14 protein-coding genes are annotated in these 14,186 nt (G+C 43.4%); 6 read left to right on the plus strand and 8 right to left on the minus strand.

All coding sequences use genetic code 11. The features are described 5' to 3' along the window. Positions 1-480 precede the first annotated feature (480 nt). Positions 481-1,272: a calcium-binding protein gene (locus NG798_RS07650; RefSeq protein WP_261221637.1), complete on the minus strand. Its 792-nt coding sequence runs from the start codon at positions 1,270-1,272 to the stop codon at positions 481-483. Between the two features lie 556 nt (positions 1,273-1,828). On the opposite strand from NG798_RS07650, the gene NG798_RS07655 reads away from it, so the two are divergent. The 3 genes from NG798_RS07655 (at position 1,829) to NG798_RS07665 (ending at position 5,622) form a co-directional block, all read left to right on the plus strand. After that, on the plus strand, positions 1,829-4,084 hold the full coding sequence (locus tag NG798_RS07655) for a M48 family metalloprotease (RefSeq protein WP_261221638.1): 2,256 nt from the start codon (positions 1,829-1,831) through the stop codon (positions 4,082-4,084). Positions 4,085-4,763: 679 nt separating this feature from the next. Continuing rightward, a complete protein-coding gene (locus NG798_RS07660) occupies positions 4,764-5,015 on the plus strand; it encodes a hypothetical protein (protein WP_261221640.1) in 252 nt (83 codons plus the stop codon). Between the two features lie 22 nt (positions 5,016-5,037). Then, positions 5,038-5,622 carry an RNA-binding protein gene (locus tag NG798_RS07665; protein WP_261221641.1) on the plus strand — a complete coding sequence of 195 codons (585 nt, stop codon included), beginning with the start codon at positions 5,038-5,040 and terminating at the stop codon, positions 5,620-5,622. Positions 5,623-5,704: 82 nt separating this feature from the next. Here the strand turns inward: NG798_RS07665 and NG798_RS07670 are convergent, their stop codons facing one another. The 5 genes from NG798_RS07670 to NG798_RS07690 all read right to left on the minus strand — a co-directional run bounded on the left by NG798_RS07670 (position 5,705) and on the right by NG798_RS07690 (position 10,717). Next, positions 5,705-6,118: a hypothetical protein gene (locus NG798_RS07670; RefSeq protein ID WP_261221642.1), complete on the minus strand. Its 414-nt coding sequence runs from the start codon at positions 6,116-6,118 to the stop codon at positions 5,705-5,707. A 161-nt stretch (positions 6,119-6,279) separates the two neighbouring features. Continuing rightward, complete coding sequence (locus tag NG798_RS07675) at positions 6,280-7,347, minus strand: EAL domain-containing protein (RefSeq protein ID WP_261221644.1); 1,068 nt, start codon at positions 7,345-7,347, stop codon at positions 6,280-6,282. A 418-nt stretch (positions 7,348-7,765) separates the two neighbouring features. Further along, positions 7,766-8,698 (minus strand): 15-cis-phytoene synthase CrtB, encoded by a 933-nt coding sequence (crtB, locus tag NG798_RS07680; RefSeq protein ID WP_261221646.1) that lies wholly within the window; start codon positions 8,696-8,698, stop codon positions 7,766-7,768. Between the two features lie 127 nt (positions 8,699-8,825). Beyond that, positions 8,826-10,241, minus strand: a complete 1,416-nt coding sequence (gene pds / locus NG798_RS07685; protein WP_261221648.1) for a 15-cis-phytoene desaturase — start codon at positions 10,239-10,241, stop codon at positions 8,826-8,828. A 344-nt stretch (positions 10,242-10,585) separates the two neighbouring features. Continuing rightward, the gene (locus NG798_RS07690) at positions 10,586-10,717 is read right to left on the minus strand and encodes a hypothetical protein (RefSeq protein WP_261221650.1); all 132 of its coding nucleotides are present in this window, start codon (positions 10,715-10,717) and stop codon (positions 10,586-10,588) included. A gap of 156 nt (positions 10,718-10,873) precedes the next feature. On the opposite strand from NG798_RS07690, the gene NG798_RS07695 reads away from it, so the two are divergent. Continuing rightward, positions 10,874-11,242: a PleD family two-component system response regulator gene (locus NG798_RS07695; protein ID WP_261221652.1), complete on the plus strand. Its 369-nt coding sequence runs from the start codon at positions 10,874-10,876 to the stop codon at positions 11,240-11,242. Positions 11,243-11,305: 63 nt separating this feature from the next. On the opposite strand, the gene NG798_RS07700 is transcribed toward NG798_RS07695, so the two are convergent. Beyond that, positions 11,306-11,608, minus strand: coding sequence for a putative quinol monooxygenase (locus tag NG798_RS07700; protein WP_261221653.1), 303 nt, complete (start codon positions 11,606-11,608; stop codon positions 11,306-11,308). Positions 11,609-11,826: 218 nt separating this feature from the next. On the opposite strand from NG798_RS07700, the gene NG798_RS07705 reads away from it, so the two are divergent. Beyond that, a complete protein-coding gene (locus tag NG798_RS07705; RefSeq protein ID WP_261221654.1) occupies positions 11,827-12,489 on the plus strand; it encodes a restriction endonuclease in 663 nt (220 codons plus the stop codon). Beyond that, complete coding sequence (locus NG798_RS07710; protein WP_261221656.1) at positions 12,486-13,955, plus strand: SAM-dependent methyltransferase; 1,470 nt, start codon at positions 12,486-12,488, stop codon at positions 13,953-13,955. The genes NG798_RS07705 and NG798_RS07710 overlap by 4 nt, the downstream gene beginning before the upstream one ends. Here the strand turns inward: NG798_RS07710 and NG798_RS07715 are convergent. Continuing rightward, positions 13,952-14,089 carry a hypothetical protein gene (locus NG798_RS07715; protein ID WP_261221658.1) on the minus strand — a complete coding sequence of 46 codons (138 nt, stop codon included), beginning with the start codon at positions 14,087-14,089 and terminating at the stop codon, positions 13,952-13,954. The genes NG798_RS07710 and NG798_RS07715 overlap by 4 nt on opposite strands. Positions 14,090-14,186 lie beyond the last annotated feature (97 nt).

A 14,186-nucleotide genomic window follows, 5' to 3' on the forward strand; every position in this document is an offset into this window, starting at 1 on the left:
TAATTGACAACAATTAATTTTTGCCTTTTTCACTATACACTTTAATTTAAAAAAGCCATATTCGGGAAATGTTTCTTTACAGAATTTAAAAAAAATTCGCTTTTCTTGGCGCGTGCCACACAGGTTTTAAAAGCTGGTTTAGCTCTTCCACTCTCCATCTTCCACCGCACGCGCTTCGCAATATAGCCAATACAAGGATCGTACTTTCTCTCTACAGTATAAAACGCCCCTCTTTAGTGAGCCGACGGCATAGTTGAATCACCGCAAAGTTTTCCAATTCTAAAGCAGAGGTGGGTGAATTTGCCATAATTAATTACCGGTTAGCGGCTAAAAAACCAGCAATAGCCAGGCGCTTTTACTATCCCCCTGATAAGTAGTTTACTAATAATTTTGCCTTGTTTGCTTGATCTGCAAAGCCCTTTTCTACTCACCCAAACCTAACCACCCCCATCCTGAGAGGGAAGGGGGTAGAAGGTTAACTTAAGCAAACGCCGGCGGCGTCACTAAAGCGCGAGTTGCGGTTGCAAAAATCGCCGTTGCTTGGGGGTCAAAAATAAAGTCATTGGGGCTTAAAGTTGCCGGGGCATTTGATAAAACAACGCCCACATATCCGGCAACTGTTCGGATCGCTGCATCAATAGCACCATCACCATTCACATCAACATCTTCGAGAGCAAAATCCGTAAACCCAAAGACTCCTGGCAAGAGAATTTTATCGCCTTCTGCCGCGACAAAATCAATGATTTGATCCGCTGCTCGCACGTTGAAAACAGCGTTACTTGAAACTTGGCCGGTTAAAGGATCGGTAACAGTATCTGTACGCACAATAAAGTTATCATTCCCCGTACCGCCAATCAGAATATCAAAACCTAACTCACCGATGATTAAATCAGAGCCGTCACCACCGCTGATAAAATCATCACCTCGTCCACCTCGAACAATATCATTGCCGGCATCTCCAAACAGAAAATCATTGTCGAGATTTCCGTGTAAGAAATCATTGGCATCTCCACCATTGAGATTGTCATTGCCTCTCCCACCCATCAAAAAATCATCGCCACCATAGGCAAAAATGTTATCACCGCCCAGGTTGCCATTGACTTGATCGATATCAGGCGTGCCATCAATAAAATCATCCCCATCTAATGCCACCACTAAACGCCGGTTTCCTTGGGGAAAAAAGCTGAGTTTAAACGGATTTCCAGGGGTTCCATCCGGATTTGGAGATAGGAAAAAAGCCGCTCCATCAATTGATACTACATAGTCTGCCATTTTTGTTAACTCCTAGCGTTTAATTGAAACTGATTAGGCCGGTGAATACAGGCATTAGTTGGATAAAAGTCGCCTATTATCTAAGAGAAATTCCCGATCATGCCAAAATTATCCAGCCAAAAAATCAAGGTAAAACTTAATAACATTGCCAAAAAGAGAGAGCCTAATTTATGTAAATGCACTTTGACATACTTTCCCTTTAATTGACAGCGATCAATCGGTGTCATTTTATTAAAAATGACTTGTCCAGAAAACCGGCTTTATATGCAAAATCGAAGAATCTCCACTAGATATCTACCCTACAACCGGTTTCTCCATTCGACCTGCGTTTGTCTTTTTAAATCGACACTTCTATTTTAACTAATACTTATCAGGAAATGTTCCTTAGCCATTGCCTGCGAGTAGATTTAACAAAAAACCAGCCAACAAATCGGCTGCCAACCCTGCTCAACCGAACACACCGGCCCACGAAGGATTATTAAGCGGTGAAAAACTGCCAGAGTGTTGCCTAAAAATCATTTAGGTTATCGTGGGAAAAAAACTAAAAATAGCCCCTATGTCGTTAAACAGCAACAATCAGGATGCCACCTTTAAAGCCGACCTCCAAACCGGCCTAAACGCCATCAAACAAAGCGACTACCCCACCGCCATCACCCACCTCGAACATCTCTGCCAAAGCCAACTTTCCTCCTCCACCCTCGTAAAAGCCCAAATGGGCCTAGTTATCGCCTACCACCGCACCGGCCAAACCAACCAAGCCATCACCCTCTGCCAAACTCTCCGCCAAAGCAACAACCCCAAAATCAAACAGTGGGCCGACCAAACCCTCGCCACCCTCAATAAAAAAACCGTAGATCCCACCGGCTTTATCCCCCTCAACGAGCACAGAAGCGCCGACGACATCGGTTTCGTGCCCCTACAGCCATCCCAACCAGTTGCAGCTAAAGCAAAAACCCCCCTACCCCCTCCACCCCCTCCACCCCGTCCCAAAGAACTCGACAAACCCCAGCCAAACATTACCCCCACGCCTACCCCCTTTGTATGGCGCAACGCCAACCGAATCGAAAAAAACTGGAAACCCTTACCCTCACTCAAACTCTGGCCGCTTTACCTCCTCCAAGTTGTCACCGCCTACGCTTTGTTTCGGGTTGTTCACGCCGTTTTACAGTCGGCCATGTCCACAACCAATCAACTGTTATATTTTTTCCGACTTAACCCCATTCAGCTTTTTTATTTGGATCAATCTCTACCTATTGCCTTTGCCTTAATTTTGTTATTTGTTATTTCTCCCTTCTTTTTAGATAAAATTCTGCAAGTTTTTGGCAATCTTAAAGCTTTTTCTACTAATCAACTAGAAAAACATAGCCCGGAAGCAGTTAAATTACTCAAGCGTTTGTGTGGAGCAAAAAATCTCCCTTGGCCGGTTTTAAAACTTCTGCCGATTGACCTGCCGGTAGTGTTCACCTACGGTAATTTGCGGCGCAATGCGCGCATTGTCGTCAGCCAAGGTTTGCTTAACCGGCTCAAAGATGACGAAATTGCGGCGATTTATGCTGGGGAAATTGGGCATATTTTATATGGAGATTTTGCTTTGATTTCTTGGTCAGTTGCCTTGTGTCAAGTTCCTTATTTGCTGTACTGGCAAGTGGCGCGGTGGGGTCAACAATGGCAAAATATCTCCCGCTGGCAAGCTAAGTTTCTGTTTTTTTGTTCACGGGTGATTTCTGTCTGTAGTTATGCGGTTTATTGGTTATTTCGTTTACCGGCTTTATGGTTAAACCGCCGTCGATTTTATTACAGCGACCGCTACAGTGCTCAAATTACCGGCAACCCCAATGCTTTAACTCGTGCTCTGCTTAAAATTGCTGCCGGTATGACAGAACATATCGAAAAAACGCGCTCTACGAGTTATTTGTTAGAAAGTTTTGATGTGGTGGCGCCGGTCGGTCATCGGCAAGCGGTGACAATTGGCCCTTATATCGACAAAAAACCGGTGGAACCTCTCTTAAGCTGGGATATCACCAACCCTTATCGTTATTGGTTAGCGATTAATAATAGTCATCCACCGCTAGGCGACCGGCTCAATATTCTTGGCGGTTGCGCTAAGTTTTGGAAGCTAGACACAGAGTTGGAATTGAACTCTCCACAAAAATCAAACACTCCTAAACCAAAACTGCAACCTCTGATTTTGCAAGGTGCTCCTTATTTTGGGGTGCTGTTGGGTTTGGCACTTGGTTGGGGGTTTTGGGTGGTTGGTTGGGCCGGTTTGACGCTGAGAGTGCGAGAGTTGTATTGGATTTTGCGAGATCATTCTTGGTTATTTTGGGGTTTCTTGCTGGTTGGTTTTGGAGGGGGGACTTTTTACCGGCATAATGCTTTTTTTCCAGATATTTCGCCAGTCTCGCTACAGCAGCAAGCGAGTTTACCAGAGCTTTTGAGTAATGCTAATGCTTTGCCGCTTGACAGTGTGCCGGTGCGTCTCGAAGGTAAGTTACTCGGACGCACCGGCCTTTTGAATAGCGCTGCTCAAGATTTGCTTTTACAAACGGACACCGATTTGATTAAGTTACACTGCATGAGCAAATTCGGGCCGGTGGGCAATCTCTGGGGTGTACCGCGTCCCCAAGACTTCCTCAACCGGCAAGTTGTCGTGACTGGTTGGTTTCGTCGTGGTGCCACTTTATGGGTAGATGTGCAAACGCTTTCTGCCGGTGATCAGCGTTATTTGGGGGGTCATGCCTTTTGGTCTGTACTTAGTGCCGGTTTGGCCACCGTTGCCGGTATTTACCTGATCTCTCGTGGCGGTATCTAGGCAAAGTTAACTATAATTTTGCTACACTTTTTCAAATTAAGGCTTAGTTTAGAGGGATTATGCTGAGGTAAAACCTTCTAATTAAAAAGTTAAATTTTTCTTGGCCATCTCAAAAATACGATGTTTTTGGCCCTAGATTGTAAAGAAGTGTTGCCTTTCCTGGCAAAAAGTGTTAAGTTTAATTACAGAAAGCTGATAGTTCCAGAGATGGCTAAGCCTTCAATAAAAAATATTGCAAATCCGCTTACCTTCTCGGTATCAGGTTTTCCTCCCAACACAGCAATCTTTCGCCAGCCGGCACTATCGGCTGGCTTTTTGGTGCGGAACGTCTGACTGGTTTTTAAAGGAGATATCGATAAAAAAAACGAAAATTCATTGATAGAGCTAGATTGAGACCCAAGGCTGTGATACCTTAATTAAGGGTTTGAAACTTCAATCCTAAGATTGCAGGCGTCAGTTGGGGGATGATTGCATTAATTAAGCAGTACCTCAACAAGATTTTGGCCAGAGTAAATCTCGGCTGAGCGACCGTATGAGTCATCGCGTGGCTTGCCACCCACCCGACCGGACAAAACAAAACGAAACTATCCCTGCGGCTTAAAAACCAAAGCGACCACAAGTAATTTTTACGGCGGTTTCTCTTTTAATGGTGTAAGAGCAATTTCTAAAAACAACAACGTTGAGTGTCAATTCCCAAGTGATGATCGCAAGCTTAAGCACAAGGGCAAAAAGCAAGCAAATTATTTGCAGTGTCGGTTCCACGATATTGGCAGAAGGTTATTCAACGAGTGTGCCAGTGGGGAGAAACTGCGTTTTTGAAGTTGTTCAATACAAGCCTGCGTATCGCACACAGGCTGTTTGTGGTGTGCCGGTGAAAGTCATGCAAGCTGCTGCGGTGACGCGCCCTAAAAAGTTTGTCCAGTGTTTTTAGTTCCTTTTTGGAGGTAATTTCAATGTCAATTCGTTTGTATGTAGGCAATTTGCCCAAAGAAATTGAGCGCAAAGAACTGCAAGATGTGTTTGCGGAAATGGGAGACGCGGTAACAACCAAAGTCATCACAGATCGCAAAACTGGCAAATGTCGGGGTTTTGGTTTTGTAACGGTTAAAACTGATGCTGAAGCCGACGAGCTAATCGAAAAATATAACGGCTTTATGTTTAAAGAAAACCCGTTAAAAATCGAAAAAGCTCTGCCTCGGACAAAGGGTAAAGGCGACAAACCCGAAAAAGCAGCGGGTGAGGAAGAAGTTTCAGCCTCTGGCGAAACCCAAGAACCTCGTCAAACACCGGCACCTGTCACCAAAGCCAACAGTAACAGCGGTGGCGGTGGGGAACGCGAACCTCGTGGCGAACGCGAGCCTCGTGGCGAACGCGAGTCTCGTGGCGGACGTCGCTCTAACAAGTCTCGTCGTGGCGGTGAACGTACCAGCACCAGCACTAGCTCTGGCGGTCAATCTGAAGCTGTCCAGCCAGATCCACGCTGGGCTTCGGAGTTGGAAAAGCTAAAGCAAATGCTTGCCGCTCAAACCAATCCCTAACCTTCATTATTTTATGCCAATTATAACGGGCGACTTGCTCTGCTATTTAAGGAAGCCGCAAGCGCCCAGTTATTATGGCGGTTTAGCTAACTTTGTTGGGCGTTTCTTTGAGGAAGGGGACTTTTAACCAATTCTGGAGGTGGGTTTTGACTTTTTCGGAAAATTCTTGGCGTTGGTTGTTTTTAGCGGTGCGAACCGGTTTGCGGGATTCATCGAGCGTCCAGCCATAATCACTACTTAATCTTAAGTTTCCCTGCCAGTCGGAAATTGATAAAATTAGTTGGTTTGAGGGGCTGTTGTCGTATTCTTTGACTACAAAGACGTAGTTAAAGGTGTTTTGGCTTGCGGCTGCTACTGTTGAAGGTTGACCACATTCTTTTTGCAGGCGTTCTCGCACTTGTTCTGCTAAGCCTGGTGTTGTTATGTCTTCGAGTGTTCTCACTGCTAAAGTGAGTGCAAAATAAAATTCTTCTATGGGTACGAATTCAAGCTGCATTGGTTGTCTTTAGGCGGTTATTGGGCATACTTGGTTATTTTCTCATCATTTGTTGTTTCGGCGCGGGCAGTAAGGGGGATGAAGGATCTTATTACCGCAGATTAACGCAGATGGACGCTTTGGAGTTTTTGGCTTTTGCCAAAGGTTGATTTTTTGAGTTTTTAAGATGCTTTGGATAAGGGAAAGTCCCACAATGGGGCCGGCTCTTTTTTGAGGGTTTTTTCGGGTCGTCCTAGGCCAAATCCTTGAGCATAGTCTACTCCTAAGTCTCTACAAAAGCTAATGTCGGCTTGATTTTCTAGTCCTTCGGCTAAAACTAATATGCCTTCTTCATGGGCTGAGTGTAGGAGGCTTTTGATGATGGTTTGTTTGAGGGGGTGTTGTGAGCATCCATCGATTAGTCGCCGGTCAAGTTTTACTAAGTCTGGGCGAAATTCCATCACATAATGATCGACGGAAACGCAGCCGCATAAATCATCAACGGCTATGCCAAATCCCCAGTCGCGTAGCCGTTTAATAATACCCGGCAAGTTTGGACAGCTTGCTAAGACTTCTACTTCTGTTAATTCAAACACGATATTTTCAGGGCGCAATCCTAAGTCTAGGACTTGTTGATAATTGAATTCTATTGATTCGGGATTGCGGATGATTGCATTGGGTAAAATATTGATAAAAAAGGTATCCTCTGTTTGGAGGGCTGCAATAGATTCTAAGCAAATACTACGAGCTAGTTCATCAAATTCGCAGGTTAACTTTGTTGAAATTGCTGCGTCTATTAATTCTTTCCCGCGAATTACTTGCCCTTTTTCATTGGTGGCGCGAGCTAAACATTCGTGGGCAATAATTTTTCCAGATTTTAATTCAAAAATAGGTTGATATTTAAAAAATAACTGTTGTTGGAGTAGTAATCTTAAAAACCAAGCGTGTCTTACTGACATCGTAATGGTGCTTAATGGTTTGGCCTGAAGAAATTCGACCAACATCCCTCTATCTTCTAGGGGTAATCGGGTTAGCAAAAACCGCGAATTGTCTTGGCTGGTTTCGGGTAAAGTTTTACTAATTTCTCCAAAAATTTCTGCTAATTGAGTGTGATTGATTTCTTGATAAACCAGTTGGGGAAGGCTAGGAATTTTTGTAAATCCTAAGCTACAGAGTTGGTCACTGGTTTCTAAGTCTTGAGGTTGAATGATTAGTTTCTGCCTTTCAAGGTGTGGGGTGATGGGAGACACAGCCTGCTACTTCCTAAAATTATGACGAAATGTAAATTGGCTACCATATAGCATAAAGCTATTCACCGGCCTTACGCAATATTTTTAGCGAAAACAATCAGGCGATTTTAGATTAAAGAAACTCCCAGTTTTAAGGGCTTACAGCCTTTCAATCTATGGCATAGATGTTATTTAAAATTATCTCACGCTAAAAATCTGACTAAAGATAGATTCTTTCTATGACCACAAAAAACTCTGAATAAAAGCAGTTTAAAATAACGCATCCGTGCTAGGACTGCAACGGGTGACAACTGAAGCGCATTCAAAAATAATTTTTAGGAACAAAAGGGGATTTTTAGGGGTTGATTACGGAGTGGGGGGGCAGGGATTTATGGGTGGCTGGATAATTTGCGGCCCATCAATCGCCTGCTTTTTGAGATTACAGCACTTGCGCTCGTAACCAAGCCACCGGCAAATAAAGTAATTTGCGAGATTTTTTTACAAAAGCTCGTTGACTGAAAACATCGTAATCGTTGCTTTCAATCACATCTAAAATTTGCCGGTAAAGCATAAGAGCCGACCAAACCGGCCAACGAGCATCGGAAGAAAGCCGACTTACCCCAGACTCAGCCAGCACAAAAAACTGACGCGCTCGTTTAATTTGGAAACGCATCAACTCGCGCCAGCGTTCATCGACCACACCCTGCAATAGTTCTTCTTCGGTGTAGTCAAACTGTGCCAAGTCCTCAAGAGGTAAATAAATGCGACCACGCTGTATATCTTCGCCGACATCGCGGAGGATATTGGTTAGTTGGTTGGCAATTCCCAGCGCTACTGCCTCCTCGGTGGGGTTTGCATCCAGAGGCATATTGCTATCCCAAGGGGCCGTGCGGGCCGGTGGAGCAATTCCCATCACCGGCATTGACATCAGGCCAACGGTACCAGCCACCCGGTAACAGTACAAATAAAGGTCATCAAACGTCTCGTAGCGACAGCGGTATAAATCCATGCGCTGACCGGCAATCATATCCCGAAACGGTTGAATATCCAACTTAAAGCGCTCCAGCGTATCTGCAAGCGCCACATCGGTATCTTCAATTGGCCGGCCAGCAAAAATCGATTCTAGCTGTGCTTCCCATTGGTCGAGGGTTTCCGGGGTCGTGAGGCGGGCGCGGGGGCCATCCACCAACTCATCTGTACGGCGACACCAGGCATAAATAGCCCAGATTGCCCGCCGTTTTGCCTCTGGCATCAACAGCGTACCTAAATAAAAAGTCTTGGCGTAAGTCGCCGTGATCTGTCGGCAGAGTTCGTAGGCGGACTCAGGGGAAGCCAACGTTGTCATGCGGGGGTTTGGAGGCAGTTGCAGCATTGGTAGCGGCGCGTCAAGAACGTTTTCGGTATTTCGAGGGCATTTTTTGGCAGGGTGTGGCTTTGGGGTTTTGTTAAGCCTGATCTCATAGATGAGGGTTGGCGCAGCCACGCGAAGCGAGAAGCTGTTAACGAACTGACCCTGCGGTTGCAGCTTCCGGCTGATGGACTAGCTGGCGGCTGTTGATCGCCTGTGCTGTCAGCTTACCAGAAAGTACAGCCCCTTCCATACTGGCTAGATAACGCTGCATTGTGAAATCTCCTGTGAGGTAGAAATTTGCAATGGGTGTTACCTGTTCGGGCCGAAATTCCTGACACCCCGGAGTTGCTTTGTACACCGAACGAGGTGTTTTAACAACATGATATTTCAGTAAGCGAGCCGGTTCATCACCGCAGAAGTGATCGGGGAACAATTTTTCTAGTTCCGCCATTGTTGCTGCGACAATTTCCTCATCGGATTTGCTGATCCATTCGGAGGCCGGTGCGAGTACCAACTCTAACATCGAGCGCTCAGGGTCAGCATAACCCCGGCAAGTGTTACTCATATCAGCATAAACGCTGAGCAGGGGCGAACGAGAAAATAGCAAGTGATCAATTTCTGTGAGTTTGCGATCAAACCACAAATGCAGGTTAATTACCGGTACGCCTTCTAAGCCATCTAGTTTTTTGAAGTAATCCATTTGTCGCCAAGGCTGGGGCAACATGACTTTGAGGGGGTCTACCGGCATTGCAGATACATATAAATCTGCTTCTAGTACATAGTCGGCGTCTCCATTTAATCCCCGCATCAGGAAACCGCGTACTGTTCCGTCTTCGTTTAATAAAAATTCTTTGACCGGCGCATTGAGTCGCACTTCCCCGCCTTTGGCTGTAATGTAATCAACCATTGGCTGGCACAATCTCTCTGGCGGGGCCCCGTCTAAAAAGGCCATTTTTGAGCCATTTTTTTCTTGCAAAAAGCGATTGAGGGCCGTTAACACGACTGTTGCTGAAATTTCATCGGGGTTGATAAAGTTCAGCGCTTTTGCCATTGCGATAAATACTTCTTTTTCTACTCTGGGAGGGATGTTTTGTTTTTGCATCCATTCAGACCAGGAGTATTTGTCCATTTCTTCGACGTATTTTTGGCCCTGAAGCATGGCGGGAATTAATCCGATGCCAAAGCGGATTTTTTCTGGCCAAGTCAGCATATCGTTATTGCTTAAAATGGCCGTTACGCCGTTAAAGGGGGCGGGAATATCGGGGAAGTCAAACCGGGAGTAGGTTCCGGGGTTTGATGGCTGGTTGAAAATCATTGTGTGTTCTTTCCATTGCAGCCGGTCTTCGATGTCTAACTCTTTGAACATTTGAAGCATATTCGGATAGGCACCGAAGAAGATGTGCAGGCCGGTTTCGTACCAGTCTCCGTCTTCGTCTTGCCACGCCGCTACTTTACCCCCCAGCACGTCCCGCCGTTCCAAGACAATCGGCGTATGACCGGCATCTGTGAGGTATTTGGCGCATGATAGTCCAGCTAAGCCCGCTCCGGCGATCAGAACTCGCATTGATTGTATTGTCCTGTGGGATTCTTTAGATTTTCTTAAGGTAGTTTCTACCCAAAACTCATTATACCTTTGCAATCCGTTACATTTACCCGCAACCTCTCGATTGTTGACTTACGGCTGCTACTTCCCCCCTGGGACATCTTGAATCGGGCCTTTTTCCGGCTAACTTCAAAAAGTGAAAAATATTTAACGATAGTTTGAAAAGCTTATTAGGTTTTTAATTTATAATTAAAATAACAAAAAAATTACTTTTTGATATTTACTTTTGCCGGGGATTGGATGGGGTGCGTAAAGGCTTGTAATTTTAGCTATTGCTTTGAGACACACTGCTCTGGTAGCAATAGTTAGGATGAAGTTATGCACAACTGCACCGGCAACAAAGCAACCGCCACAGTACCCGTAGGAGTAGAAGTACAAGTACGGTACAGTGCCAAAGTCAACAATAGATACCATTTTGCAAAAAAGATGATAGACATCAAAAGCCTAAAATTTATTACCCAACTGGCTTATAAAAATCTAAAATCGCACAATCTAAAATTCAAAATGGTATGAGGTGGGATCAGGGTGTCTTAGGCTTAGGAAACACCGGCATTTGGGCAGGGTGGTTTCAACCAGCAAGCAGGGAGGATCAAATGAGTACAGTTTTAGTTGTGGATGACAGCGTAACATTACGTTCAGCAGTCTCAGACCTTCTTAGGCAAAATGGCATGAAGGTCATTGAGGCATCAGATGGTTTGGAAGCTAAAGAGCAACTTCAAACTACTAGACCGGATTTAGTAATTATGGATATTGTCATGCCTAACATGAATGGTTATGAGTTGTGCCGGTGGTTAAAAAACCAACCGAATACCCACAACATTCCTGTTGTGATGTGTACGAGCAAAAGTGAGGATTTTGATCGTTATTGGGGCATGAAACAAGGGGCGGATGCTTATATTGCTAAACCCTTTCGCCCCAATGAGTTACTCGCAACTGTTAAACAACTGTTGCAAGGAGCTTAAAATTTTTATGGGTCATTTGTCCTTTGTCAAAGGGAAGAACCAAAGACAAAGGACAAATGACGACTAATCAATGAGTTGATAACTCCGAATATCTGGGAGATTTTCTACTAAATTACGGCATTTAATTAAGGCTTCTTGAATATGATCTGATGTTAAATGCGCCTGCAAATCAGCCTCGCTTTCCCACTCTTCTACAAATACAAATTCTGCGGGATTTGTTTGATTTTGCATTAAATCATAAAAAATACACCCGGTTTCTTTGCGGGTGGGTTCAAGAAGTTCTATTAATATAGTTTTTAACTCCTCAATTTTATCAGGAAGTGCTACGACTTTTGCGACAACTCTGAGTTTTGATTGATTGTTCATTGTTTATTTGGATAATTGCTGATTGATAATTATAAACTTTTGGGTGATCTTTCTAAAGTTTGCTTGTCTAGGGGATATGGTAGAGGTTTGCTTCTGCCGGTAAGCAGCGCATCCGCAGAATTTCAGATCGTTTGGGTGACACCGGCCGGTAAGTAATTTACTTGTCGAGGGTTTTCATGGCTGTAGAATATGAGGGGGAGTAAATTTTAACCGCGATTATGCCAATTTTGTCTGTAGAAAGCCTTTGTTATGAAGCCGGCTTATTTTCAGCCGTCGAGTCTCGACACCCAGAACCACTGCTTTATGGTGTCACAGATGGTAAAGCTGTCGGAACCTATTTAGAACAAAAGTTTAGGTTTTATCTTAAAGCTAGATATGAGTTTCTTGAGGGAAATTCAGCGAGTGGCATTGATTTTCCGGGGTTGCTTATTGATATGAAGGTAACAAGCATTAAACAACCGCAATCATCTTGCCCTTTTAAATCTGCACGGCAAAAGATTTTTGGGCTTGGCTACTCCCTATTGATTTTTGTCTACGATAAGCTAGATAATAGTATCCTCCGCACAGCCACTCTAAATATTTTACATACCATTTATGTGAGTGCCGAAAGAACAGGCGATTTCCAGATGACTCGTGGTATCCGTAATATTTTAGCTAATGAAGGCAATAAAGATGATTTAATAGCTTTTATGTTTGATCGAAATCTGCCAGTTGATGAAATTGAAGCCGGTAATATCGCCGATGAAATTCTTATAAATCCCCCTCAACAGGGCTTTTTAACAATTTCCAATGCTTTACAATGGCGACTACAATATGGGAGAGTAATGGAACGTGCCGGCCAAGAAGAGGGAATTTTGAGCGTCTACAAACCTAACTTATGATTCGTACTGTGGAAAAAACAAAAATAGAATACGGTGATTTTCAAACACCTTTAGAACTAGCTGAAAAAGTTTGCAAAAAATTACTAGAAATGGGGGTCAATCCTGATGTTATAGTTGAGCCTACCTGTGGGATTGGTAATTTTATTAAGGCGGCTGCACATTCGTTTCTATCAACAAGTAAGATTTTGGGAATTGAAATAAACCCGGCTTACATCCAAGAAATTACCGCCCAAGATTTTTGGCCAAAATACCAGCTAAAAATTGAAACTCAACAAGCTGATTTTTTTAAATTTGATTGGGTATCAAAATTAGAAGAATTGCCTGGAAACATCATGGTGATTGGTAATTTTCCTTGGGTAACAAGCTCCCGACAAGGAAACTTTGAAGGAAAAAATTTACCTAGCAAGACTAATTTTCAAAAGCATAGTGGTTTAGAAGCCATCACCGGCAAAAGTAATTTTGATATCTCAGAATGGATGTTGATTCAGGCTGTCCACTGGCTACAAAAACGTAATGGTTATTTGGCAATGCTTTGCAAAATTTCTGTGGCTAGGAAATTATTAAACTATATTCATTCTCAAAAACTCAACCTCACCTACTGTGCAACTTATAACATAGATGCTAAGAAGTATTTTCAGGCAAATGTTGAAGCCTGTTTATTGTTCTGTAAGTTTGATAGCCATAGTCAAAATTACTTTTGTGATGTCTTTGACAGCTTAGAAACATCAAAATATTATCGGATCGGATATCGAAACAAGATTCTTGTAAAAGATATACAAGCTTTTGAAAAATTGAGTCATTTGGATGATGAGCAGGCCGGTGTAAAATGGCGCTCAGGAATTAAACATGATTGCTCAAAAGTAATGGAATTTTGTAAAATAGACAATGGTTTGGTTAATGGATTTGGCGAAAAAGTCGAAATTGAAGAAACTTACGTTTTCCCTTTAATGAAAGGTTCAGATGTAGCGCAAAAATTCGACTTTCACCAGACTAGAAAAAAAACCCAAGCTGTCCAAAGATATGTATTAGTTCCTCAAACCTTTGTAGGCCAACCCACTGAGTTCATAAAAAATATTGCTCCTCAAACCTGGGAATATTTACAATTTCATGCAAACGATTTAGATAAAAGAAAAAGCAAAATCTATCAAAAAAATCCTCGATTTTCAGTTTTTGGCGTAGGTGACTACACCTTTGCACCTTGGAAAATAGCGATTTGTGGACTTTATAAACATCTAAATTTTAAGTTAATAGAGCCAATGAATAACAAACCAGTTGTCTTTGATGATACCGTTTATTTTCTGGGATTCAACGATAAGGATAAGGCGGAAAAAGCTTTTGAAATATTCCGATCAGCAGCAGTTATAAAATTTTATGAATCCCTGATTTTTTGGGATGAAAAACGCCCCATCAAATCCAGTATTTTAAATCGTTTAAACTTGCCTAAATTGCTTGAAGCCCAAATTTAAAAACACTGGGGCAGAAAACAAGCGGAAATTAGACATAGAAACCGGCCCCAACCCCACAGCAACCCCACAGCAACCCCAGACAACCACCGGCCCACAAGCCGGCGCAGCCAGTCACGATACAATAAATCTGACATCAACCAAAAAATCTACAATTTTGCCGTACCCGCATACGCATAAGCCAACACAGACACAGTTAAAGTAAAAAAATATCTATAGCTAAAAACTTAGACG

Source organism: Ancylothrix sp. D3o, from assembly GCF_025370775.1.
GTDB lineage: Bacteria > Cyanobacteriota > Cyanobacteriia > Cyanobacteriales > Oscillatoriaceae > Ancylothrix.

What these genes read in the sequence shown, in the direction of transcription:
- NG798_RS07695 (WP_261221652.1), top strand. Translation starts at nt 10,874, where the DNA reads ATGAGTACAGTTTTAGTTGTGGATGACAGCGTAACATTACGTTCAGCA.
- NG798_RS07700 (WP_261221653.1), bottom strand. Translation starts at nt 11,608, where the DNA reads ATGAACAATCAATCAAAACTCAGAGTTGTCGCAAAAGTCGTAGCACTT.
- NG798_RS07650 (WP_261221637.1), bottom strand. Translation starts at nt 1,272, where the DNA reads ATGGCAGACTATGTAGTATCAATTGATGGAGCGGCTTTTTTCCTATCT.
- crtB (WP_261221646.1), bottom strand. Translation starts at nt 8,698, where the DNA reads ATGCTGCAACTGCCTCCAAACCCCCGCATGACAACGTTGGCTTCCCCT.
- NG798_RS07715 (WP_261221658.1), bottom strand. Translation starts at nt 14,089, where the DNA reads ATGTCAGATTTATTGTATCGTGACTGGCTGCGCCGGCTTGTGGGCCGG.
- NG798_RS07710 (WP_261221656.1), top strand. Translation starts at nt 12,486, where the DNA reads ATGATTCGTACTGTGGAAAAAACAAAAATAGAATACGGTGATTTTCAA.
- pds (WP_261221648.1), bottom strand. Translation starts at nt 10,241, where the DNA reads ATGCGAGTTCTGATCGCCGGAGCGGGCTTAGCTGGACTATCATGCGCC.
- NG798_RS07690 (WP_261221650.1), bottom strand. Translation starts at nt 10,717, where the DNA reads ATGTCTATCATCTTTTTTGCAAAATGGTATCTATTGTTGACTTTGGCA.
- NG798_RS07655 (WP_261221638.1), top strand. Translation starts at nt 1,829, where the DNA reads ATGTCGTTAAACAGCAACAATCAGGATGCCACCTTTAAAGCCGACCTC.
- NG798_RS07670 (WP_261221642.1), bottom strand. Translation starts at nt 6,118, where the DNA reads ATGCAGCTTGAATTCGTACCCATAGAAGAATTTTATTTTGCACTCACT.
- NG798_RS07705 (WP_261221654.1), top strand. Translation starts at nt 11,827, where the DNA reads ATGCCAATTTTGTCTGTAGAAAGCCTTTGTTATGAAGCCGGCTTATTT.
- NG798_RS07665 (WP_261221641.1), top strand. Translation starts at nt 5,038, where the DNA reads ATGTCAATTCGTTTGTATGTAGGCAATTTGCCCAAAGAAATTGAGCGC.